Here is a 23,196-nt window from a genome sequence, read left to right on the forward strand (position 1 = left end):
TCAGTCCTTCACGCTGCCAGCAACGACTTCAGCTTCACATCCGGCGACCCCAACGCCTCCGGCGCCGGCCTAGCCCGCTTGGCGATCAGCATCTCGGCCAGCCTGATGTCGCGCGCCACGGCATTGCCCGTACCGAGGCCGCTCGCCGCCACCAGCCTGCCATCCTCGGCCAGATGAAACAGAATAAAAGCACCGTCGCCGAGATCGCGGCGGACCGTGCTTTTGCCCTCGTCCGAAAGGCCGGCGACCTGCAGCGACAAACCATACTGATCCGACCAGAACCATGGCACCGCGGCATGCGCTTCGCGGGCGCCCAGCATGTTCTTCGCGGCCAGCGCACCCTGTTCCTGCGCATTGCGCCAGGCTTCCAGCCGCACCCGCCGGCCAGCATAGACAGCGAGCGGAAACGAGCAGCAATCGCCGGCGGCGAAGATGTCGGGATCGATTGTTTGGAGTTCGCCATTGACGGCGATGCCGTTATCGACGGTCAGGCCCGCTTCCGCGGCAAGCCCGGTCACCGGCACGGCGCCGATGCCGATGACGGCGAGATCGGCGACGATGTCCTGCCCATCGGCGAGCATGATGTGCACCTCAGCGCCGTCGTCGGCGATATCAGCGATGCCCTGACCGGTGAGCACGGTCACGCCTTCGGCCTCATGCGCCTGATGGATGATTTCAGCGATCTCCGCCGGCACCCCGCGCAGGAGGATGCGCGGCTGCGCCTCAATGACGGAGACGGCAGCCCCTGCCTTGCGCGCCGAAGCGGCGAGCTCCAGGCCGATAAAGCCACCACCAATGATGGCGATGCGGTTTGCCGGGCTGAGGTGGGCGCGAATGGCCAGCGCGTCGGCAAAGGTGCGGAGGTAGACGCAGCGCGACCCCAATCCCGGCATCGGCAGCTTGCGCGGTGTCGAGCCGGTCGCCAGCAGCAGCTTGTCGTAGGGCAGGGCCGAACCGTCCGACAGCCGCACCATATGCGCCGGGCGGTCGATCGCCACCGCTTGAACGGAATGGATATGCCGGATCGATTTCTCGGCCAGAATTTCGTCGCTGGCGATCGTCTTGATCTCGGCCGCGTCGCTCGTCATTGCGTCCTTGGACAGGGGCGGCCGCTCATAGGGCAGATGGGGTTCGTCACCCACCAGCGTCACCGGCCCGTCATAACCCAGCTCGCGCAGTGTCAGCGCTGCCCGCCCGCCGCACTCGCCGGCGCCAATGATGACCATTCCCGCCTGCATGGTCCTATCCGATCTGGATCAGCACTTTGCCGGCCTCGACCTTTACCGGATAGGTGGCGAGATTGACGCAAACCGGCGCGCCGCGTGCCGCCCCCGTCTTGTAATTGAAGCGGCCATTGTGCTTGGGGCACTCGATGATGTCATCCATCACCAGCCCGTCGGCCAGATGCACCTTTTCGTGCGTGCACAGGCCATCGGTGGCGAAGTAGTCGTCATCGGGGCTGCGATAGATGGCGAAGGTGCGGCCGCCATGGTCGAAGCGCATCACATCTTCTTCGTCGATGTCGCCGGCAGCACAGGCTTCGATCCAGTCGCTCATGTGTTCCTCCCAAAAGCAATTCCAGGAAAGTGCGTTGCGGTTTTCCGTTCGGAGTTGCGTCAAAACAAAAGCTTAATCGCGCGATCATTCCGCCGCGGCGGTGACGGCGTCGTTGTGGAGTTCCTCGCGATAGGGCCGCGCCGTCGGCGGCAGTTCGCGCTTGAGGAAATAGTCCTCGTTGCGCAGCTGGCGCAAAAAGGCCGGGATCATCTCGCGGTAGCCGGCCAGGATCGACGGCGTCGGCACCGGCAGATCGTGCTTGATCAGCGCATGCAGTTTAGGCAGCGCATGATAGGGCACCATCGGGAACATGTGGTGTTCGACGTGATAGTTCATGTTCCAGTAGATGAAGCGGCTGACCGGGTTCATGTAGACGGTGCGGCTGTTCAGCCGGTGGTCGATGACATTTTCCGCGAGCCCGCCATGCTGCAGCAGGCCGACCATGACATGATGCCAGGCGCCGTAGAGCCGGGGCAGCCCGACCAGCATCAGCGGCAGCCATGAACCGAAATAAAGCGCCAGCGCGATCGTCACGGCATAGATCGCCGTCCAGATGCGGGCGATGCGAATGGCTTTAGGCTGCTCCTGTTCGGGGATAAAAGTCTTTTCCGCCGCGCTGATATTTCCGGCGGCATTGCGCAGCATGTCCGACATCGCATGCCAGGCATCCAGCACGCCGATAAAGCCAAGCGCGACCCGGAACAGATCCGGCGGCCGCATAACGGAGATTTCCGGGTCGCGGCCGACGATGATGGTGTCGGTGTGGTGGCGGGTGTGGCTCCAGCGCCAGGTCACCGGATTGCGCATGATCATGAAGCAGGCGATCTGGTAGACCGCGTCGTTCATCCACTGCGTGCGGAAGGCAGTGCCATGGCCGCATTCGTGCCAGCGTGAATCGGTGGACGAGCCGTAGAGGACGCCATAGACGAAGAAGAACGGCACGCACCACCAGCTGCCCCAGAACCAGGCGCCGCCGGCGGCACTCAGGATCAGCGCGGCGAGCCAGATCGTGGTGTCGCGGATCGCCGGCCCATCGGAGCGCTGCATCAGCTCCTTCATCTGCTTGCGCGGAATATCGGTGTGATACCACTCGGCCGCCGACAGGCCGGTCTCGACGGCGAGCTTGGCGTCGCGGCCGATCAGGCTGTAGTCGCGCCGGGACGGTGGTGTGGATAGTGTCGCTTCCATAGGGGCTGCCTCCGTCGGCCACAGCATCCGTCAGGACGGATATGTCCATTACAGGCGCCTGTGTCCGAGCGCAAAATAGCGCCATGCGGTGATAGTCTCAATATCACAAAGATAGTTTCTATCATTTTCCATCAGAACGATGTAAGCAGTTGCAGGCACTCATGCGGGACAGTCATGGCAAAACGGCCAACCATCACCGATCTGGCGCGCATCTCCGGCGTTAGCGTCGCCACTGTCGACAGGGTGCTGAACAACCGGCTGCCGGTGCGCGAGGAAACCGCGCGCCGCGTCTATGAGGCGGCGACCGGCATCGGCTACCACGCCGCCGGGCTGATCAAGCGGCGCATGCGCCAGGAATTGCCGGAATACCGCCTCGGCTTTCTGCTGCTGCGGGGCAATGATGTTTTTTACGGCGATTTCGCGAGGGAGCTAGAAATGGCGGTCTCGCAATCGCAGCGCTTCCGCGGCGTCGCCACCATCGATTTCGCCAGCTCGCTAGCCGCCGACGAGATCGCCGCCCAGATGCGCAAGCTGGCAGCGAAATCCAGAGCAATCGCCGTTGTCGGTCCGGACCATCCGACGCTGACGGCGGTCGTGGAGTCGCTGAAAGCGAGGGGGCAACCTGTCTTCTCGCTGCTGTCCGACTTTGCCGCTGGCATCCGTGAGGGATATGTCGGCCTCGACAATCGGAAGGTCGGTCGCACCGCGGCCTGGATGATCGCCAGGGCGGCAAAGAACCCCGGCAAGGTCGCCCTTTTCGTCGGCAGTCATCGCTTCCACGGCCATGAACTGCGCGAGATCGGATTTCGCTCCTTCTTCCGCGAACATGCGCCGGACTTCACGGTGATGGAAACGCTGGTCAATCTGGAAGCCAACCAGGTCACCCACGATGCGATGATCGATCTCCTGGTGCGGTATCCGGATATTGCCGGCTGCTATGTCGCCGGCGGCGGCATGGAAGGCGCGGTCTCGGCGCTGCGCGCAGCGAAGCCCGCAAACATGCCGGTGGTCGTCTGCAACGAGATCAACGCCGAATCGCGCGCGGCACTCGCCGACAACATCCTGACAATGGTGATCTCGACGCCGCTCGCCGCCTTGTGCCGCGAGCTTGTCGACCTGATGGCGCATTCCATCGAGGCCGGCGCCGCCAACGCGCCGGGCCAGACCTTTCTGCCCTTCGACATCTATCTGCCGGAAAATATCTAACGCGTTGCCGCGCCGACCCGTTCGGCGTGGGCTCTCCCGGCGATGATAGAATCTATCAGAGTCTGCCTTCAGACTCGGCCTGGGCCGCTGTCGGCCTTGATTCGACGTGAAATTGCGGCGCGGCGACCGAAAATCCGCTTTCCGACTTAGGAATCGCTCTTGACGTCTCGCGAAAAAATGGAATAAATATTTCATCAGATTGGTATTTTGGTTCTTTCGTTCCGGAACATCTGTTTCAAACTGGGAGCCTGGCGTTCCATCCCTTGGACAAAACGCCATACGGAACAGGAAGGCATCAGGGAGAGATTCCTCGGGCTATCGGGGATTCCGGGTAGATCGGTGCAGCCGGACACCAATGTGGAGGAGAAACACAATGAAGAAACTGATTTTGGGCGTCGCCTTTGCGGCGCTGATGAGTTCGTCCGCTTTTGCCGCCAAGGTCGGCGTGTCGATGGCCAAGTTCGACGACAACTTCCTCACCGTGCTGCGCAACGGCATGATCGAGCAGGCCAAGGGCATGAGCGGCGTGGAACTGCAGGTCGAGGACGCGCAGAACGACGTCGCCAAGCAGCTCGACCAGATCAAGAACTTCGCCGCCTCGGGCGTCGACGCCATCATCGTCAACCCGGTCGATACCTCGGCCACGCAGGCGATGTCGGACGCCGCCGCAGCCGCCAAGATCCCGTTGGTCTATGTCAACCGCCAGCCGGTCAATGTCGACACGCTGCCGGACAACCAGGCCTTCGTCGCGTCGAACGAGGCCGATTCCGGCACGCTCGAGACCAAGGAAGTCTGCCGCCTGTTCACCGAGGCCGGCAAGAAGGAGGCCAATGTCTATGTCATCATGGGCGAGCTTTCCAACCAGGCCGCCGTGCAGCGCACCAAGGACATCGAAGAGGTGATCGCCACGCCGGAGTGCAGCTTCATCAAGATCATCGACAAGCAGACTTCGAACTGGAACCGCGACGAAGCGCAGAACCTGATGACCAACTGGCTGTCGACCGGCAAGCCGTTCGACGGCGTCATCGCCAACAATGACGAAAGCGCCATCGGCGCCATCCAGGCGATGAAGGCCGCCAACATCGACATGAAGACGGTTGTCGTCGGTGGGGTCGACGCCACGCAGGACGCGCTTGCCGCCATGCAAGCAGGCGACCTCGATGCGACCGTGTTCCAGGACGCGGCCGGCCAGGGCGCCGGCGCGCTCGACGCGGCACTGAAGCTCGCCAAGGGCGAGAAGGTCGAGCACAAGGTCTACGTGCCCTTCCAGCTGGTTACGCCGGCCAACATCGACAAGTTCCTGAAGAAGAACTGAGCCGGCAACTCACGCGTAAGCAATTCCAGGAAAAAGTGTGAAGCGGTTTTCCGTCCGGAATTGCGACAAACAAACAAGAGAGCGGCGCAACCGCGCCGCTCCCGTTTCCCCCACCGCCCTGAGGGGCGGAAGGGCAAATGCGGCCTCACGGAGGACAAGGCATGTCACAGACATCTCATGGCGTCGGCGGGGTCAGCTATGACGCGAAGAGGCGGACATGGCCGGCCGAATTCAACGTCTTCCTGGCGCTGGTCATTCTGGTCGTCATCTTCGAAATGATCGGCCGCATCTTTCTTGGCGACAGCTTCCTGTTCAACACGCGCGACAACGTCGCCGGGATCTTCAATGAGGCCCGCCTGCAGATCATCATCCTGCAGGTGTCGATCGTCGGCATCATCGCCATCGGCGTCACGCAGGTGATCATTTGCGGCGGCATCGACTTGTCCTCGGGCTCGATCGTCGGCGCCACCGCCATGATCGCCATGAGTTTTGCCCAGGTGGCGACGGTCAACGGTAACCCCAACCCCAAGGCGATGTTCCTGGCGCAAGGCTGGACCGACCTGCCGGTCATCGTGCCGGTACTAGTCGCCATCGGCTGCGGTCTGCTCGCCGGTCTCGTCAACGGCTCCTTGATTGCATACACGCGCATTCCGCCGTTCATTGCCACGCTCGGCATGATGGTGACCGCGCGCGGCATTGCCAAATGGTGGTCCAAGGGTCAGCCGATCTCGTTTCCGACCGAAAGTTTCGCTGGTATCGGCAAGGGGCTGATGCCGGTCATCATCTTCCTGTCGCTGGCGGTGCTGTTCCAGCTGATCATGACCTACACACGCTACGGCAAGCATTGCTATGCCATCGGCTCCAACGAGGATGCCGCGCGCATGTCCGGCATCAAGATCGCCAACCACAAGATCCTCGTCTACGTCATTGCCGGCATCCTCGCCGCGCTGGCCGCCATCGTGCTCTCCTCCAAGAACCTGACGGCACAGTCCGGCATGGGAGTCATGTACGAGCTCGACGCCATCGCAATGGCGGTCATCGGCGGCGTCTCTTTGTCGGGCGGCCGCGGCTCGATCGTCGGCACCGTGATCGGCTCGCTGATCTTCGGCGTCATCATTTCCGGCTTCACCTTCCTGCGCCTCGACGCCTACTATCAGGAGATGGTCAAGGGCGTGATCATCGTCGGCGCGGTCGTTCTCGACCAATGGCGCCAGCGCATGCGGGCATTGAGGGCTTGACCATGCCAGATATCTCCACGACAGACATCGTCCTGAAGACCGAAAACCTGACCAAGCGTTATGGCGGCGTGCACGCGCTGGAAGGCGCGAATTTCGAGCTGCGCAAGGGCGAGCATGTCGCCATCATGGGCGACAATGGCGCCGGCAAATCGACCTTCGTGCGCCAGATCACCGCCGTCGAGCAACGCACCAGCGGCCAGATCTGGTTCGACGGCAGGGAAGTGAATTTTGCCGGGCCGATCGAAGCGCGCACGGCGGGCATCGAGACCGTGTTCCAGAACCTAGCGCTGGCCGACGATCTCGACGTGCCGTCGAACCTGTTCCTCGGCCGCGAAAAGGTGCTTTTCAATCTCGGGCCGTTCTCGATCCTCGACCGCAAATACATGCGCAAGGCGACCGAGGCGGCGCTGATCCGCACGGCAGTGAAAATCCCCAATTTGTCGAACACCATTCGCCACATGTCGGGCGGCCAGCGCCAGTGCGTTGCGATCGCCCGGACCGCGACCTTCGCCTCCAAGCTGATCATCATGGACGAGCCGACGGCAGCCCTTGGCGTGCAGGAGACGGCGCAGGTCGAGAACATCATCCGCACGCTGAAGGACAATGGCGAGCCGCTGATCCTGATCAGCCACAACATGCGCCAGGTGTTCGATCTGTGCGATCGCATCGTCGTCTTCCGGCGCGGCCGCATCGTCGCCAACCTGCGCAAGGAAAACACCGACGGCAACGACATCGTCTCCTACATCACCGGCGCCAAGACCGGGGAGGCGGAACTCGCGGCCTGAACAGGATGGTCATCCTGTTTTCTGGCGTGCTCGAAAAATTATCTTGCCACCTTTCTCAAAAGGAAGGTGGAGACACAACTCTCTCGAACCCATCCCCCTAGAGGAAATACCCCATGACTGTTCGTTTCGCCCTCCTCGGTGCCGGCCGCATCGGCAAGGTCCATGCCCGCGCCGTCGGCTCCAACCCGCAGGCCAGACTGGTGGCCGTTGCCGACGCTTTTGAAAAGGCCGCGACCGAGTTGGCAACCGCCTATGGCGCCGAAGTGCGCACCATCGACGCGATCGAGAAGGCCAAGGACGTCGACGCCGTGGTCATCTGCACGCCGACCGACACCCATGCCGATCTGATCGAGCGTTTCGCCAAGGCCGGCAAGGCGATCTTCTGCGAGAAGCCGATCGACCTCGACGTCAAGCGCGTCGAGAAATGCCTGGCGGTGGTCGACAAGGCCAAGGCGACGCTGATGGTCGGTTTCAACCGCCGCTTCGATCCGCATTTCGCCGCCGTGCGCAAGGCGATCGACGACGGCGCGATCGGCAAGGTCGAGATGGTCACCATCACCTCGCGCGATCCAGGTGCGCCGCCCGTCGACTACATCAAGCGCTCGGGCGGCATCTTTCGGGACATGACAATCCACGATTTCGACATGGCGCGCTTCCTGCTCGGCGAAGAGGTGGTCGCGGTCAGCGCCCATGCCTCGGTTCTGGTCGACGAGAAGATCGGCGAAGCGGGCGATTTCGACTCTGTCAGCGTCATCCTCGAAACCGCGTCCGGCAAGCAGGCCGTCATCTCCAATTCGCGCCGCGCCACCTATGGCTACGACCAGCGCATCGAGGTGCATGGCTCCAAGGGCATGGTCGCCGCCGAGAACCAGCGGCCGGTGTCGATCGAGGTCGCCAATGAGAAGGGCTATACGCGCCCGCCGCTGCACGACTTCTTCATGACCCGCTATCTCGACGCCTACGCCATCGAGATTGCCGCTTTCATCACTGCTGCAACCTCGGGCAAGAAGGCATCGCCAAGCGGCGCCGACGGCCTCGTGGCGCTGAAGCTGGCCGATGCCGCGCTGAAGTCGGCGACATCAGGCAAGACCGTCCGTCTCGACAAGTAAGAACCGGAACCAAGGCACAGGAGCAGAGCGATGAGCACATCCGCCGATCGCAATTCGAAGACGCGCGCCATCGTCACCGGCGGCGCGCAAGGCATCGGCTTTGCCGTCGCCGAAGCGCTGGCCGACGAGGGCTGCAAAGCGCTGGCGCTCATCGGCCGCTCGCAGGAGAAGGGCGACAAGGCGGTCGCCCACTTCAAGAAGGCCGGCGTCGATGCGATCTTCATCAGCGCCGACGTCTCGAAAGTGGCGGACTGCAAGCGCGCGGTGGCAACCGCGATCTCGCATTTCGACACCATCAACGCGCTGGTCAACGCCGCCGCCACGTCCGCGCGTGGTTCACTTGTCGAAACTTCGGAAGAGGTGTTCGACCAGATTTTCCACACCAATGTGCGTGGTCCCTTCTTCCTGATGCAGGGCGTGGTGGCGCATCTGCTGGACAAGAAGGCGCCGGGCTCGATCGTCAACGTGCTCTCTATGTCGGCGCATTGCGGCCAGTCCTTCCTGGCGCCATATTCCTCGAGCAAGGGTGCGCTGGCGACGCTGACCAAGAACGTCGCCAACGCCTATCGTTTCAACCGCATCCGCTGCAACGCCGTGCTGCCGGGCTGGATGGACACCGAGGGCGAGGACATCGTGCAGAAGAAATGGCACGGTGCCTCCGACGACTGGCTGGCAAAGGCAGAGGCCGGCCAGCCCATGGGCCAACTGGTGAAGCCCGACCAACTGGCGCGGCTGATCAGCTACATGGCCAGCCCGCAATCCGGTGTCATGACCGGCTCGCTGGTTGACTACGACCAGAACGTCGCGGGGACCTCGCCGGAGTAGCCTCAAACCCTGTTGCAGCAACATCGCCATTCCCACATAGTCATGATAGTCAGGCTAGTCACGAGCATGCGATGCTAACGTCATCCCAACTGGACGGTTGCCGGGGCAAAAGCCCGGCTCTCCGAGGTCATCGAGCGCGCACAGTCCTCGCCGCAGACGATCACCAAGAACGGCAAACCAAGCGTGGTTGTCGTCTCGGCCGAGGAATGGCAGCGCAAGATCGCACGCAAGGGTACGCTTGCCGAGTTCCTGCTGGACTCGCCGCTGCGCGGCGCCGATCTCGAGCTTGAACGTCAGCGCGACGAACCGCGTGACCTGCCGCCGTGAGACTGCTGCTCGACACGAATGTCCTGTCCGAGGTGACGAGGCTAGCGCCTGACGCACGTGTCCTGGGCTGGCTGGACGAGCTTGATGAGGACCGCTCCTTCATCAGCGTAGTGTCGATCGCCGAGATCCGGCGCGGCGTCTCTCTGATGGATGAGGGCCGCAAACGCGAGGCGCTGGCCGAATGGCTCGCCCGGGACCTGCCCCAGCGCTTCGAACAGCGGGTTTTGCCGGTGAACGATGCGGTTGCCTTGGCCTGGGGCGACCTGATGGGTCTTGCGAAGCGCCGCGGTCGTGGTCTGTCGTCGATGGACGGCCTGATCGCAGCCACTGCGATTGCGCACGAGCTCACCTTGGCAACGTGCAATACGAAAGATTTCGAAGGCTTTGGGCTTGAACTCTTCGATCCCTGGACGGCATGAGCCGCTCCGCGTTATACGTGTTGGCGATTGGCGAAACCGCCGGCACTTCGTCATCCACGGGCGGAGCAAGGAGCGTAGCGACGCAGCGCAGACCCGAGGATCCATGCCGCGACTTCAGAGCGCTGCTACGGTCCAGAATTCTGCTCCGCCGCACTCCACGGCCCAGGTCACGGAATGGATCCCAGGGTCTCCGCGACGGAGCTTCGCTCCTGCTCCGCCCAGGGATGACGAAATCGCGAGGATTCGGCCCATCCCGAATTGTCTCCGCATACCCCACGTGACAAGCGCCTCGGCATCGACTATATGACGCCTGATGATCAACCTGACCGCCACCTATTGGTACTTTAGCAGCTCGCTGGCGGCGGGAGGATTGCGCTCGATCTGAAGATTGCAGCAACAAGTCCGAACAGCCGCCAGACCTGGCGGCTTTTTTGTATCAGCCGGCAGGTCTCCTAAAAACAGGAGCAGAAAGCCGTGTTGACCACCACAGACGATCTTCGGGTCAAGGAAATCCGAGAATTGAGTACGCCGGACGAGGTGATGCGGGAGATCCCGCGCACGCTGACGGCAACGCGCACCGTGAGCGCATCACGCAACGCCACCCATGCCATCTTGAACGGCACCGACGACCGGCTGCTTGTCATCGTTGGCCCGTGTTCGATCCACGACCCGGTCGCGGCCGTTGACTATGCCAGCCGGCTAGTGGCGCTGCGCGAGACCCTGTCCGACCGGTTGGAGATCGTCATGCGGGTCTATTTCGAAAAGCCGCGCACGACTGTCGGCTGGAAGGGCCTTATCAACGATCCCGATCTCGACGGCAGCTTCAACATCGACAAGGGGCTGCGGATGGCGCGCAACGTGCTGTCGGCGGTCAACAATCTCGGCCTGCCCTCGGCCACCGAATTTCTCGACATGACGACGCCGCAATACATTGCCGACCTCGTCGCCTGGGGCGCCATCGGCGCGCGCACCACCGAGAGCCAGATCCACCGCGAACTGGCTTCCGGCCTGTCCTGCCCGGTCGGCTTTAAGAACGGCACCGACGGCAATCTCAGGATCGCCGCCGAGGCGGTGAAATCCGCCGCCCAGCCGCATCATTTCATGGCGGTGACCAAGGGCGGACGCAGCGGCATTGCGACTACTACCGGCAATGAGGACTGCCACGTCATCCTGCGCGGCGGCGTTCAGCCGAATTACGATGCGGCGAGCGTCGAGGCGGCCTCGGTCGAACTTGCCCGCATCGGCGTCGCCCCCCGTCTGATGATCGATGTCAGCCACGCCAACTCGAGCAAGAAGCCGGAGAACCAGCCGAAGGTGGCGGCCGATGTCGCCGGCCAGGTGGCAGCAGGGGACGAGCGTATCATCGGCGTCATGATCGAGAGCAATCTCGTCGCCGGCCGGCAGGACGTGGTATCAGGCAAGCCGCTCGTCTATGGCCAGAGCATCACAGATGGCTGCATCGACTGGGCGACCACAGAGACTGTGCTGCACGGCCTCGCCGGCGCCGTAGAATGGCGCCGCTCAGCCCGCCGCGCCATGATGGAGAACCGGCCGGGCGCCGCCTGATACGAGGCGATGCGCGGGAAGGACGCTGCGGCTCCCCTTGCACCCCGGCAACCGGTCTGCTAAATACTGAACCGTATGGTTCAGTATACCGACTTGGATTCCTCGTTCGCCGCGCTCTCGGACGCCACCCGGCGTGGCGTTCTGGAGCAGCTCGGACGCGCAGACGCTTCGATCACCGAGCTTGCCGGAAAATTCCACATGACCCTCACGGGCATGAAGAAGCACGTCGGCGTCCTGGAGCAGGCGGGGCTCGTCACCACGCAGAAGGTTGGCCGCGTGCGGACCTGCAAGCTCGGCCTGCGCGGACTGGAGGAAGAGGCGGCCTGGATCGAGCGGCACCGCCTGCTCTGGGACGCACGCTTCAACGAGTTGGACAAGGTTGTCGAGGAATTGAAACGGAAGGAGAAAGCCGATGCGCCAAAGAACCGAGAGTGAGCCCACGAACAACCGCACGACGGTCGAACGGAAGTCCGAGCGCGAGCTGGTCGTCACGCGAACAGTCAACGGTCCGGCGCGCATCGTGTTCGAGGCGTGGACGAAGCCCGAGCTGTTCAAGCAGTGGTGGGTGCCGAAGTCGATGGGCATGTTCCTGCGTTCATGTGAGATGGATGCTCGTACCGGAGGCACGTACCGCCTGGTGTTCGGCCACGACGCCTCGGACCTTCACGAATTCTTCGGCAGGTATATCGAAGTGACACCCCACTCACGCCTCGTCTGGACCAATGACGAAGGTGGTGACGGTGGACCCGTCACCACGCTGACCTTCGAGGAAAAGGGTGGCAAGACGCTGCTGGTCATGCACGAACTCTATCCCTCGAAGGAGGCTCTCGACGCGGCCGGTACCGGGGCGGCGGATGCGATGGGCGAGACGTTCGAGCAATTGGACGAGCTTCTCGTCGTCTTGGGCGAGAGCGTGAGGCGGTCATGACGTCATCGGTCTCGCGGACGGGGTTGCTGCCGCCCTCGACGACGAAAAGACCGGGACAGTGATCCGCAAGCGCAGCGCCGAGACGAAGATACGCGGCGTCATCGCTTGATCGGGATCACGCTGCCCTCAACCCTTCCCATGCCGTAAACACCGAGACCGCAAACAGCAGCAGTCCGGCCGCCCGGCCCGCAAAAGCGGTCGCCCGCGGATTGGCCACCAGCAGATTGCGGCTGCGGCCGGCGGTGATGGCGAGCCCGCCATAGATGGCGGCCTGCGTCAGCATCGTCAGCGAGCCCATGACCGTCGCCTGCATCCAGATCGGGCCGTAATCCGGCTTCAGGAACTGCGGATAGACGGCAAATATGAAGAGATAGGCCTTCGGGTTGATCAGGCAGGTCACCAGTCCCTGGCGAAAGGCCATCCAGGCCGTACGGCTGCCGGCGGGCCCGTCGTGGCCGACGGTGATGGAACTGCGCACCAGCGAGATGCCGATGAAGGCCATGTAGGCGGCGCCGGCTATCAGCAGCGGCTTGTACAGGATCGGCACGAAATGCATCAGCAGGCCGACGCCGATGGCGCCGTTCAGCGTGTGCACGATGCCGCCGACCATGATGCCGCCGGTGGCGGCGAGGCCCCGGTCGCGGCCGCCGGTGAGCGCGTTGGCTAGCACGAACAGCATGTCCATCCCGGGTACGATGATGATGCCGGACAGCAGGATAAAGAACAGCCAGAGATTTTCCGCGTAGCTCATGTCAGTTGCCTGTCGCTTCCTGCTGGGGTGCCGTTGAGGAATTCGTTGATTTTCAACCCGATAGGCAGTCCAATAAATCACCCCAACTGACGGGGATGTGTCAGTAGCGTTCATCAGGGAGAGGAAATGCGCAAGGCGTCGCGGCTGTTCGAGATTATCCAGATCCTGCGGCTGGCGCGGCAGCCGGTGACGGCAGCCATGATCGCCGGGCAGCTGGAAGTCACGATGCGTTCGATCTATCGCGACATCGCCGCACTGCAGGCAATGCGCGTGCCGATCGAAGGCGGGCGCGGTATCGGCTACATATTGCGGCCCGGCTTCGACCTGCCGCCGCTGATGTTTTCGATCGAGGAGATGGAAGCGATCGTCCTGTCGCTCGCCCTGCTGGAGCGCACGGGAGACAGCGAACTCAAGCAGGCGGCCAAGCGCGTCAGCGCCAAGATCGCCAGCGCCGTGCCGCCGCCGTTGCGCCAGGCGTTCGACGCCAACGCGCTGCATGTCTGGGGGTTCGCAGCACCGGCAATCGGCACCATCGATCTGGCGCTTGTGCGCCGCGCCATCCGCGACGAGGAAAAGCTCGACCTGTCCTATCGCGACGAAATCGGCCGCGCCTCCGAGCGGCTGATCCGTCCGATCGCGCTGATCTACTATTCAGAAACCGCCAACATCGTCGCCTGGTGCGAATTGCGCCAGGCCATCCGCAATTTCCGCAGCGACCGCATCGCGGATTGCCGGGCGACCGGGCTGCGCTTCAAGGGCGAAGGCGATCGCCTGCGGCAGGTCTGGGTCAGTGGCTGGGAGGCGAACGCTGTCGCTGGCGGCTGAAGCGGATCTTACCGCACATCCACCCAGCGCTTTTCCTCGAACGACCTCGCCATCGCGTGCACGGTGCGCTCGATCTCCAGCCCTTCGGCAAATTCGATGACCCGTGCCGGCTTGCCGGCAAGCCGCGTCAGCAATTCGTGGCACTCGATGATCTTGAGGTCGTTGAAACCTAGCCCATGGCCCGGCGCCGGGAGGAAGGCGTCGTAAGGCTTGTGGTGCGGCGCCACCAATATGGTGCGGTAGCCCTGTTCGGTCGGGCGATCGGCGGTGACGTAGAGCTGGATTTCGTTCATCCGCTCCTGGTCGAACAGGATCGATCCCTTGGAGCCGAAAATCTGTATGGCGATGCGGCCCTTGCGGCCCCAGGCCGAGCGGTTGACCAGCAGCGTGCCGGCAATGCCGTTTTCCAGATGCATCAAAACGCTGGCGATGTCGTAGGTCTCCACCGCACGGCGGCCGCCGCTGGCCAGCTTGCGGTCGACATAGGGTTTGGCCATGTCGCAGATGACCTTTGCGACGCGGCCGAACAGCGTCGACACCAGCGACAGCGGATGCACGGCGAAATCGTCGAGCGCGCCATAGCCGGATGCGGCCTCATGCTTCCAGAAGAACAGCGCTTCCGGATCGGCCATGAAGTCCTCGTCCATCTCGATGCGCAGATGGTTGACCTCGCCGATGATCTTTTCCTCGAGCAGCGCGCCGATGTGGCGGATGGCCGGGCTCTGTATGTAGTTGTAGCCAAGCGCTGCGACCTTGCCGGACTTCTTCGCCGCGGCCGCCATCGCCGCTGCTTCGGCAAAGCTCGGCGCCATCGGCTTCTCGCACCACAGATGCTTGCCGGCTTCGAGAATAGCGATGGCCATCTCCGGATGGAACTGATTGGGCGTGGTCAGCGAGACGATATCGACCTCGGGGTCGTTGACGACGGCACGCCAGTCGCCCGACGCCTTGGCGAAGCCGAACTCACCGGCCTTGCGCTTGGCCAGCTCCTCGTTGACCTCGCCGAGATGGACCAGCTTCGGCTTGGCGACATCGGGAAAGACGGCACCGACGGCGCTCCACGCAATGGCGTGGCATTTGCCCATGAAACCCGTGCCGATAAGACCAACGCCGACCATTTCTTTCTCCCAATACCTGAAGCGATCGATGGATGAATTAGTCCATTTCTTCTCCGAATGGAATGTCTGCCTCATTTTTTATGGCCTTCTTGCGCAGGCTCGCTATGATGGGGCAGAGAGGACGTCACTTGAGTTAAAGAGAGCATGATGTCGTCCGAAAACCGCTGCACACTTTTCGGCATCATGCTCTAGATGAGCTTGGACGGGGCGACGATGGACGAACGGGTACCTCGCGACTTCGAGACGCTGCGCGCCACGATCCTCGATCGCCGTGAAACCTTGCCCAAGCGCATCGCCCAGATCGCCGCCTACGCGCTCGACAACCCTGATGACATCGCCTTCGGCACCGCCGCCAGCATCGCTGCTTCGGCGGGTGTGCAGCCGTCCACCCTGATCCGCTTTGCCCAGCAACTAGGCTTTGACGGCTTCACCAGCTTGCAGCAGGTGTTTCGCGAGCGGCTGCGCGAGCGCAATTCCTCTTATGACGAACGCCTTCAGGCGCTGCGCGCCAAGGCCGATGCGGGTGCTGGACACCGAGCCATCTTCGACGGCTTCGTCGCCGCCGCCAGCACTTCGCTCAACGATATTTCGCGAACGCTCGACGAGGCGCATCTGGAAGACGCGATCTCGCTGCTGGCCAAGGCCGAGACCATCTATGTCCTGGCCAAGCGGCGCTCCTACCCGGTGGCAAGCTATATCGCCTATGCCTTGGGCAAACTGAGGATCCGCAACCAGCTGATCGAATCCGCCGCCGGCCTCAATGCCGAAATGGTCGCCTTCGCCACCCCGGCCGACGCCGTCATCGCCATCAGCTTCTCGCCCTACGCACCGGCCACCATCGAGGAAGCCCGCACCATTTCCGAACAGGGCGTGCCGATCGTCGCCATCACCGACAGTTCGTTTTCGCCACTAGCGCAGTTCGCCAAGGTCTGGTTCGAAGTCGCCGAGGCCGATTTCGCCGGCTTCCGCTCGCTGTCGGCCACCATGGCGCTGGCCATGGCGCTCACCGTCGGCGTCGGCGAGAAGCGGCGCAGCACCGGAAAGAAGCGCAAGGTCTAGGCAATCCCAGAAAAAGGCGTGAAGCGGTTTTCCGTCCGGAAAATGCGGACTTGGGATCTGTGGAAAGGGATCATCCCGTATGCCATGCTAGAACCGAAGTTCATCGAGAATGGTTCATGCATGAATTGGGAACAGATCGCATCGGATTTCGCTTGGGACGGCTCATGGCGAGATATCTACGTTCTGAACACGTCTGAGGCAGATTGGCAGGCCGTCTGGGACATCCTCCTCGAATGGACCCCGCCAATTTCAGTGTCTCCGGCAAGATCGAATCGATGCCATTGGGGGTCGAAGCCGCCCTGGAAAGCGAAACAGACAGCCTACTTTCTTTTTACGTCGGGCCAATCCAGCTTGCATGTCACTTCTTCACCGTTGTCGAAATCGAGTTCGACTTCGATCCTAGGCAAGTCAGCGGAGAAACTGAGATTGAGCACCTTGACCGCTTTGTGCGATTGCTAGGTGACGCTACTGGGAAGCAGGTAACTCTGACGCAGGAAAATGATCAGGAGGCTATCATCGCCCGCTACTCTCCCGACCTTGGGAGTGTGGTCTGGCGTGCTTTTTCATAACCGAATCGTTTTGTCGGCTGGCGGCTTTCCCCCTCAAACTCGTCTCGATCCACATCTGGTTGCGCGGTAACGGGTCTCCATCCTAAGTCTCCAGCAGCCATCGCTCTTCGGCACTTTTAAAGGAAGGAATGCTCATTCCATATTGACTATGGATTGGAATTATTATTTCATATTCCCGGCGCCACGCTGCCGCTCGCGCGTGTCCCCCAACTACGTTGCTCAAGACAACAAGACCGACGGGAGGTTCCAATGAGCGAAGCCGTGGACGCCAAACAGGCGACGCTCGATGTCATCACCATCGGTCGCGCTTCCGTCGACCTTTACGGCCAGCAGATCGGCTCGCGGCTGGAGGACATCACCTCCTTTGCCAAATCGGTCGGCGGCTGCCCGGCCAACATCTCGGTTGGCACGGCGAGACTAGGCCTGCGCTCGGCGCTGCTCACCCGCGTCGGCGACGAGCAGATGGGCCGCTTCATCCGCGAGCAGCTGCGGCGCGAAGGCGTCAATGTCGATGGGCTCAAGACCGACCAGGAACGGCTGACGGCCCTGGTGCTGCTTTCGGTCGAGAGCGAAGGCGTCTCGCCGATGATCTTTTATCGCAGCGACTGCGCCGACATGGCGCTCGCCGAAGAAGACATCGATGAAGCCTTCATCGCCTCGGCCCGCTCGATCGTCGTCACCGGCACGCATTTTTCCCGGCCCAACAGCGACGCCGCCCAGCGCAAGGCGATCCGCATCATCAAGGCCAAGGGCGGCAAGGTGGTGTTCGACATCGACTACCGCCCCAACCTCTGGGGGCTCGCCGGCCATGCCGAAGGTTTTGAGCGCTATGTCAAATCCGACCGCGTCTCAGCCCAGCTGAAGACGGTGCTGCCCGATTGCGACCTCATCGTCGGCACCGAGGAAGAGATCATGATCGCCTCGGGCGCCGACGATTGCCTGAGCGCGCTGAAGACGATCCGCGCGCTGTCCAAGGCAACCATCGTACTGAAGCGCGGCGCCATGGGCTGCATCGTCTATGACGGGCCGGTCAGCGACGATCTGGAAGACGGTATCGTCGGCAAGGGCTTTCCGATCGAGATCTATAATGTGCTGGGCGCGGGCGATGCCTTCATGTCCGGTTTCCTGCGCGGCTGGCTGGGTGGCGAAGATCATGCGACAGCGGCGACCTGGGCCAATGCCTGCGGCGCTTTCGCCGTGTCGCGGCTGCTCTGCGCGCCGGAATATCCGACCTTCGAGGAATTGCAGTTCTTCCTCAGGAACGGCAGCAAGCACCTCGCTCTGCGCAAGGACGAGGCGATCAACCACATCCATTGGGCGACGACCCGCCGCCGCGATATCCCCTCGATGATGGCGCTCGCCTGCGACCACCGTGTGCAGCTTGAGGACGTCGCGGCAAAGACCGGCGCCGATCCGGCGCGCATCCGCGATTTCAAGGTGCTGGCGGTCAAGGCTGCGGCGAAAGTCGCCGCCGGCCGCGACGGCTATGGCATGCTGATCGACGAGAAGCATGGCCGCGAAGCGATGTTCGAATTCGCCCGCCACCCCTTTGCCTGGCTCGGCCGTCCCGTCGAACTGCCGGGCTCGCGGCCGCTGCGCTTCGAGTTCTCGCAGGACATCGGCTCGCAACTGGTGGAATGGCCGGTCGACCACTGCATCAAATGCCTGTGCTTCTATCACCCCGACGATCCGGCAGCGCTCAAGGAAGAGCAGCAGCAGAAGCTGCGCTCGCTGTTCGAAGCCGCGCGGAAGGTCGGCCGGGAGCTTCTGGTCGAGATCATCGCCGGCAAGCACGGCAAGCTCGATGACACGACGATCCCGCGCGCCCTGGAAGAACTCTATGCGCTTGGCATCAAGCCGGACTGGTGGAAGCTCGAACCGCAGGCGTCGGCCGGCGCCTGGGCAAAGATCGAAGCGGTGATCCTGAAGCACGATCCCTGGTGTCGTGGCGTCGTGCTGCTGGGTCTCGAAGCGCCGCAGGACGAACTGGAAGCGGCCTTTGCCGCCACCGCCGAGGCGCCGATCGTCAAGGGCTTTGCCGTCGGCCGCACCATCTTCGTCCACGCCGCCGAACGATGGCTGGCAGGCAAGATGACGGATGACGAGGCTATCGCCGACATGGCCGCGCGCTTCGAACAGTTGACCGAAGCGTGGCTTGCCGCGCGTGGCCGTAAAGCAGCATAAAGGCGCGGCAAGAGGACTGCGGAGGAAAACACCATGAGCAAGACAATCCGCCTGACGATGGCGCAGGCGCTGACCCGCTTTCTGAGCAAGCAGATGANCCGAGATCGACGGCAGACGAGTGCCCATCTTCGGCGGTGTCTGGGCGATCTTCGGTCACGGCAATGTCGCCGGCATCGGCGAGGCGCTGTACCAGCTGCGCGACGAATTGCCGACCTTCCGCGCCCACAATGAGCAGGCGATGGCGCATGCGGCGATCGCTTATGGCAAGGCCAATTTCCGCCGCCGCTTCATGGCCGCGACCTCTTCGATCGGCCCCGGTGCGCTCAACATGGTGACGGCGGCGGCGCTCGCCCACGTAAACAGGTTGCCCGTCCTGTTTTTGCCGGGCGATGTCTTCGCCAACCGCATCCCCGATCCGGTGCTGCAGCAGGCCGAGGACTTTTCCGACGGCACCGCGACGGTCAATGACTGCTTCCGTCCGGTGTCGCGCTATTTCGACCGCATCACCCGTCCCGAGCAGATCATCCCGGCATTGGCGCGGACCATGCAGGTGCTGACCGATCCGGCGGAATGCGGCCCGGTGACGCTGTCGCTCTGCCAGGACGTGCAGGCCGAGGCCTATGACTATCCCGAGAGCTTTTTCGCCGAGCGCGTCTGGCACCAGCGCCGGCCGCGTCCGGACCGGCATGAATTGGCGGCGGCGGTCACCGCGCTGAAGGGTGCGAAAAAACCGCTGATCATCGCCGGCGGCGGCGTGCTGTATGCGCAGGCTTCGGACGAACTGGCGAAATTCGCCGAGAGCGCCGGCATTCCGGTCTGCGAGACGCAAGGCGGCAAGTCCTCGCTGCCCGACACACATCCGCTCAACATGGCGGCGGTCGGCGTCACCGGCACGTCCGCGGCCAACCGGCTGGCCGAGGAAGCCGATGTCGTGCTCGCCATCGGCACCCGCCTGCAGGATTTCACCACCGGCTCGTGGGCGCTGTTCAAGAACTCCGGCAAGACCATCATCGGCCTCAACGTGCAGCCTTTCGACGCCGGCAAGCACCGCGCGCTGCCGCTGGTCGCCGATGCGGCCGAAGGGCTCGCCGAACTCGGTGCTGCGCTGGGGAACTGGAAAGCACCGGCGACATGGACCGACAATGCGACCCAAGGCAAGAAGGCTTGGCAGGCCGAAGCCTCCAAGGTGACGGCGTCGACCAACGCCGCCTTCCCGTCGGACGCGCAGGTGATCGGCGCCGTGCAGCGCGCGCTGGGATCCGGCGTGACCTTGCTGAACGCGTCGGGCGGCCTGCCGGGCGAACTGCATAAACTCTGGCAGGCAGGCGCGCCCGGCTCGTACCATGGCGAATATGGCTTCTCGACCATGGGTTACGAGATTGCCGGCGGGCTCGGCGCCAAGATGGCCAAGCCCGACCAGGAGGTCGTCGTCATGATCGGCGACGGATCCTACCTGATGATGAATTCGGAGATCGCCACCTCGGTGATGCTCGGCTTGAAGCTGACCATCGTGGTGCTCGACAACAGGGGGTATGGCTGCATCAACCGGCTGCAGATGGCCACCGGCGGCGCCAACTTCAACAACCTCCTGAAGGACGCGCGCCACGAGATCCTGCCCGACATCGACTTCGCCGCGCATGCGGCCAGCATGGGCGCTATTGCCGAGAAAGTGCCGTCGATCACTGGCCTGGAGACTGCGCTGCAAAAGTCGAAAACCAACGACCGCACCACCGTGCTGGTCATCGACACCGACCCGCTGATTTCCACCGATGCCGGCGGCCATTGGTGGGATGTCGCGGTGCCGGAAGTCTCCGCACGGCCGCAGGTCAACGCAGCCCGCAAGGCCTACGACGAAAAGCGGCAGATGCAGACAATCGGCGATTGATGTACATGCACCCGGCCCCTACCTCCCCCTTGTGGGGAGGTCGGACCGAAGGTCCGGGTGGGGGTCTGGCGCCGCACCCCACCTCGCTGCTTCGCAGCGACCCTCCCCACAAGGGGGAGGGTGAACAAGAAACCGGAGCTAAAACTTGAAAGCCAAACTGGGCATGTCCCCCATTGCGTGGTGGAACGATGATCTTGCCGAACTCAGCGACGACGTCTCGCTGGAAGAGTGCCTGCGCCAGTCGCGCTCGGCCGGCTTCACCGGCATGGAAATGGGCCGCCGCTTTCCCAATGACCCCGAAATCATGCTGCCTATCCTGAAAAAGGCCGACGTGACGCTGTGCGGCGGCTGGTTCTCCGGCACGCTGGTCGATGAGGACATGGGCAAGAACAAGGATCGCATCCAGCCGATGATCGACCTGTTCAAGGCGGTGAATGCGCCTTGCATCGTCTATGGCGAGGTCGGCCGCTCGATCCAGGGTGATCGCTCCAGGCCTCTCGCCACGAAGCCGAAAATGTCCAACGACGAGATGAGGGCCTATGCCAGGCGCCTCACCGAATTCGGCGAATGGTGCGCCGAGCAAGGCATGCCGCTGTCCTATCACCATCACATGGCGGCGGTGGTCGAGACCGAGCCGGAGCTCGATGCCTTCATGCGCCATTCCGGCGAAGGCATTCCGTTGCTGCTCGATGCAGGGCATCTCGCCTTTGCCGGTGGCGACGTGCTGCGCGCCATCGACAACCACCACAAGCGCATCAGCCATGTCCATGTGAAGGATGTGCGCATGGGCGTGATCGACGGGCTCGACCGCACGAAGCAGTCCTTTCTCGACGCCGTGGCGCTCGGTGCCTTCACGGTGCCTGGCGACGGTTCGCTCGATTTCGGCGCCATCGTGCAGCGCTTCGCCGACCATGGCTATGAAGGCTGGTTCGTCGTCGAGGCCGAGCAGGACCCGAAGAAGAACCCGCCGCTGAAGATGGCCCAAGTGGGTTACAAGGAGCTGATGCGGGTGATGACGGCGGCCGGCTACACGGTGGAAACGCAAGGCTTTCCCAATGCGTAAGCCGGTCCGATGAAGGATTACGAGCACCCGTTCTTCCGGCCGCTGTGGCGGCGCGTTGCCGTCGTCGCCGTCTGCGTGATCTGGGCCGGAATAGAATTCGCCTCCGGCACCCCGTTCTGGGGCATCATTGCGCTCGGCTTTGCCGCCTACGCCGTCTGGCAGTTCTTCTATCTTTACAAGCCGGTGGAGGAGAGCAAGGCTACGCCTGATCGACCGAAGACCGGCGAAGCGAAGGCGGACGCCGAACCGAAGGAATGAACGGCCGTGGCTCGGAAGGGCTTGCGGGTCGGACACTCGACACCTGGCGTATCGCCTACGTCGGTGATTGGCCGGAATGTCCCTCGCTTCGTCATCCTAGGGTCTTCGCGACGGAGCTTCGCTCCTGCTTCGCCCTAGGATGACGAAGTTGAGAGGCCGACCTCGAAGACTTGCGATAGGAGACAAAACATGTCGAAACTGCTCGTCAAAGCCGACAAGGGCCATGGCCGCGTCGCGCATGTCACGCCCAACAGCGCCGGCTGGACCTATGTCGGCTTCGACCTGCACCGTTTGAAGCCCGGCGAAAACGCCTCGGGTAAGACGGGCGGTCGCGAAGTCTGCCTGGTGTTCGTCACCGGCAAGGGCACGGCCAAGGCCGGCGGCCGGGAACTTGGCCTGCTCGGCGAGCGCATGTCGCCCTTCGAGGGCAAGCCGTGGTCGGTCTATATTCCTGAGGGGTCGGATTGGTCGGTCACCGCCGACACCGATCTCGAGCTCGCGGTCTGCTCGGCGCCGGGCCTGGGCGGCGGCTTGCCCGTTCGCGTCATCGCACCCCACGACCTCGGCCAGGAGACTCGGGGCAAAGGCACCAACACGCGCTACGTCACCAACATATTGCCCGAGGGTAAGCCGGCCGACTCGCTGCTGGTGGTCGAGGTCATCACGCCCGGCGGCCACACATCGAGCTACCCGCCGCACAAGCACGACCAGGACAATCTGCCCGCCGAATCCTATCTTGAGGAAACCTACTACCACCGCCTCAACCCGCCACAGGGTTTTGCCTTCCAGCGCGTCTACACCGACGCCGACAAGACCGGCGCCCGCGAGCTGGACGAAGCCATGGCGATCGAGGACGGCGATGTTGTGCTGGTGCCCAAGGGCTATCACCCCTGCGCCGCCTGCCACGGCTACGACCTCTATTACCTCAACGTCATGGCCGGGCCGAAGCGGACGTGGAAGTTCCACAACGCGCCCGAGCACGAATGGCTCATGAAGGCCTGATCGGCCTTCGCTTGCGCCG

Annotated in this window: 22 protein-coding genes and 2 pseudogenes; 19 read left to right on the forward strand and 5 right to left on the reverse strand. The window is 63.0% G+C overall.

Annotated features, from left to right (window positions below; genetic code table 11):
* Window positions 1-8: 8 nt before the first annotated feature.
* The 3 genes from X750_RS141880 to X750_RS141870 form a co-directional block, all read right to left on the reverse strand.
* Window positions 9-1,238 (reverse strand): FAD-dependent oxidoreductase, encoded by a 1,230-nt coding sequence (locus X750_RS141880; protein ID WP_031201364.1) that lies wholly within the window; start codon window positions 1,236-1,238, stop codon window positions 9-11.
* A 4-nt stretch (window positions 1,239-1,242) separates the two neighbouring features.
* Window positions 1,243-1,557: a MocE family 2Fe-2S type ferredoxin gene (locus X750_RS141875; protein WP_023672328.1), complete on the reverse strand. Its 315-nt coding sequence runs from the start codon at window positions 1,555-1,557 to the stop codon at window positions 1,243-1,245.
* Window positions 1,558-1,641: 84 nt separating this feature from the next.
* Window positions 1,642-2,745, reverse strand: a complete 1,104-nt coding sequence (locus X750_RS141870; RefSeq protein WP_023748279.1) for a fatty acid desaturase family protein — start codon at window positions 2,743-2,745, stop codon at window positions 1,642-1,644.
* A gap of 174 nt (window positions 2,746-2,919) precedes the next feature.
* Between X750_RS141870 and X750_RS141865 the strand changes: the two genes are divergently transcribed.
* The 11 genes and pseudogenes from X750_RS141865 to X750_RS141820 all read left to right on the forward strand — a co-directional run bounded on the left by X750_RS141865 (window position 2,920) and on the right by X750_RS141820 (window position 12,463).
* Window positions 2,920-3,951 carry a LacI family DNA-binding transcriptional regulator gene (locus tag X750_RS141865; protein WP_023695982.1) on the forward strand — a complete coding sequence of 344 codons (1,032 nt, stop codon included), beginning with the start codon at window positions 2,920-2,922 and terminating at the stop codon, window positions 3,949-3,951.
* Window positions 3,952-4,324: 373 nt separating this feature from the next.
* Window positions 4,325-5,266: a sugar ABC transporter substrate-binding protein gene (locus X750_RS141860; protein WP_023684065.1), complete on the forward strand. Its 942-nt coding sequence runs from the start codon at window positions 4,325-4,327 to the stop codon at window positions 5,264-5,266.
* Window positions 5,267-5,427: 161 nt separating this feature from the next.
* On the forward strand, window positions 5,428-6,504 hold the full coding sequence (locus tag X750_RS141855; RefSeq protein WP_023703753.1) for an ABC transporter permease: 1,077 nt from the start codon (window positions 5,428-5,430) through the stop codon (window positions 6,502-6,504).
* A 2-nt stretch (window positions 6,505-6,506) separates the two neighbouring features.
* Window positions 6,507-7,289, forward strand: a complete 783-nt coding sequence (locus tag X750_RS141850; protein WP_027049093.1) for an ATP-binding cassette domain-containing protein — start codon at window positions 6,507-6,509, stop codon at window positions 7,287-7,289.
* A gap of 113 nt (window positions 7,290-7,402) precedes the next feature.
* Window positions 7,403-8,398, forward strand: coding sequence for an inositol 2-dehydrogenase (gene iolG, locus X750_RS141845; protein WP_023703752.1), 996 nt, complete (start codon window positions 7,403-7,405; stop codon window positions 8,396-8,398).
* 30 nt (window positions 8,399-8,428) lie between these two features.
* Window positions 8,429-9,223: an SDR family oxidoreductase gene (locus X750_RS141840; protein WP_023703751.1), complete on the forward strand. Its 795-nt coding sequence runs from the start codon at window positions 8,429-8,431 to the stop codon at window positions 9,221-9,223.
* A gap of 87 nt (window positions 9,224-9,310) precedes the next feature.
* A pseudogene (locus tag X750_RS01000000163265) lies at window positions 9,311-9,550 on the forward strand (type II toxin-antitoxin system Phd/YefM family antitoxin); the annotation flags it as partial.
* Window positions 9,547-9,969 carry a type II toxin-antitoxin system VapC family toxin gene (locus X750_RS141835; RefSeq protein ID WP_023703750.1) on the forward strand — a complete coding sequence of 141 codons (423 nt, stop codon included), beginning with the start codon at window positions 9,547-9,549 and terminating at the stop codon, window positions 9,967-9,969. The pseudogene X750_RS01000000163265 and the gene X750_RS141835, both read left to right, overlap by 4 nt.
* Window positions 9,970-10,443: 474 nt before the next feature.
* The gene (locus X750_RS141830; protein ID WP_023695981.1) at window positions 10,444-11,535 is read left to right on the forward strand and encodes a 3-deoxy-7-phosphoheptulonate synthase; all 1,092 of its coding nucleotides are present in this window, start codon (window positions 10,444-10,446) and stop codon (window positions 11,533-11,535) included.
* Between the two features lie 75 nt (window positions 11,536-11,610).
* Window positions 11,611-11,970 (forward strand): helix-turn-helix domain-containing protein, encoded by a 360-nt coding sequence (locus tag X750_RS141825; RefSeq protein WP_023672338.1) that lies wholly within the window; start codon window positions 11,611-11,613, stop codon window positions 11,968-11,970.
* Window positions 11,948-12,463, forward strand: coding sequence for an SRPBCC domain-containing protein (locus X750_RS141820; RefSeq protein ID WP_023748280.1), 516 nt, complete (start codon window positions 11,948-11,950; stop codon window positions 12,461-12,463). The genes X750_RS141825 and X750_RS141820 overlap by 23 nt, the downstream gene beginning before the upstream one ends.
* Window positions 12,464-12,578: 115 nt before the next feature.
* Here the strand turns inward: X750_RS141820 and X750_RS141815 are convergent, their stop codons facing one another.
* The gene (locus tag X750_RS141815) at window positions 12,579-13,214 is read right to left on the reverse strand and encodes a LysE family translocator (protein WP_023748281.1); all 636 of its coding nucleotides are present in this window, start codon (window positions 13,212-13,214) and stop codon (window positions 12,579-12,581) included.
* A gap of 126 nt (window positions 13,215-13,340) precedes the next feature.
* Here X750_RS141815 and X750_RS141810 point away from each other — a divergent pair, with 126 nt between their 5' ends.
* On the forward strand, window positions 13,341-14,039 hold the full coding sequence (locus X750_RS141810; protein WP_023672341.1) for a YafY family protein: 699 nt from the start codon (window positions 13,341-13,343) through the stop codon (window positions 14,037-14,039).
* 8 nt (window positions 14,040-14,047) lie between these two features.
* On the opposite strand, the gene X750_RS141805 is transcribed toward X750_RS141810, so the two are convergent.
* On the reverse strand, window positions 14,048-15,157 hold the full coding sequence (locus tag X750_RS141805) for a Gfo/Idh/MocA family oxidoreductase (protein ID WP_023748282.1): 1,110 nt from the start codon (window positions 15,155-15,157) through the stop codon (window positions 14,048-14,050).
* Window positions 15,158-15,370: 213 nt separating this feature from the next.
* On the opposite strand from X750_RS141805, the gene X750_RS141800 reads away from it, so the two are divergent.
* The 7 genes and pseudogenes from X750_RS141800 (at window position 15,371) to iolB (ending at window position 23,177) form a co-directional block, all read left to right on the forward strand.
* A complete protein-coding gene (locus X750_RS141800; protein ID WP_023748283.1) occupies window positions 15,371-16,216 on the forward strand; it encodes a MurR/RpiR family transcriptional regulator in 846 nt (281 codons plus the stop codon).
* 233 nt (window positions 16,217-16,449) lie between these two features.
* The gene (locus X750_RS01000000163270; protein WP_023744934.1) at window positions 16,450-16,785 is read left to right on the forward strand and encodes a hypothetical protein; all 336 of its coding nucleotides are present in this window, start codon (window positions 16,450-16,452) and stop codon (window positions 16,783-16,785) included.
* A gap of 249 nt (window positions 16,786-17,034) precedes the next feature.
* Entirely contained in the window at window positions 17,035-18,969 is a 1,935-nt protein-coding gene (iolC, locus tag X750_RS141795) for a 5-dehydro-2-deoxygluconokinase (protein ID WP_023748284.1), read from the forward strand.
* Window positions 18,970-19,002: 33 nt separating this feature from the next.
* A pseudogene (gene iolD / locus X750_RS01000000163275) lies at window positions 19,003-20,854 on the forward strand (3D-(3,5/4)-trihydroxycyclohexane-1,2-dione acylhydrolase (decyclizing)).
* Window positions 20,855-20,999: 145 nt separating this feature from the next.
* Window positions 21,000-21,917: a myo-inosose-2 dehydratase gene (iolE, locus tag X750_RS141790; protein ID WP_023748285.1), complete on the forward strand. Its 918-nt coding sequence runs from the start codon at window positions 21,000-21,002 to the stop codon at window positions 21,915-21,917.
* 9 nt (window positions 21,918-21,926) lie between these two features.
* Window positions 21,927-22,175 (forward strand): hypothetical protein, encoded by a 249-nt coding sequence (locus X750_RS141785; RefSeq protein WP_023694642.1) that lies wholly within the window; start codon window positions 21,927-21,929, stop codon window positions 22,173-22,175.
* A 189-nt stretch (window positions 22,176-22,364) separates the two neighbouring features.
* A complete protein-coding gene (gene iolB / locus X750_RS141780) occupies window positions 22,365-23,177 on the forward strand; it encodes a 5-deoxy-glucuronate isomerase (RefSeq protein WP_023694643.1) in 813 nt (270 codons plus the stop codon).
* Window positions 23,178-23,196: the final 19 nt, after the last annotated feature.

Origin of the sequence: Mesorhizobium sp. LNJC391B00 (assembly GCF_000502535.1) — a bacterium.
Classification (GTDB): domain Bacteria; phylum Pseudomonadota; class Alphaproteobacteria; order Rhizobiales; family Rhizobiaceae; genus Mesorhizobium.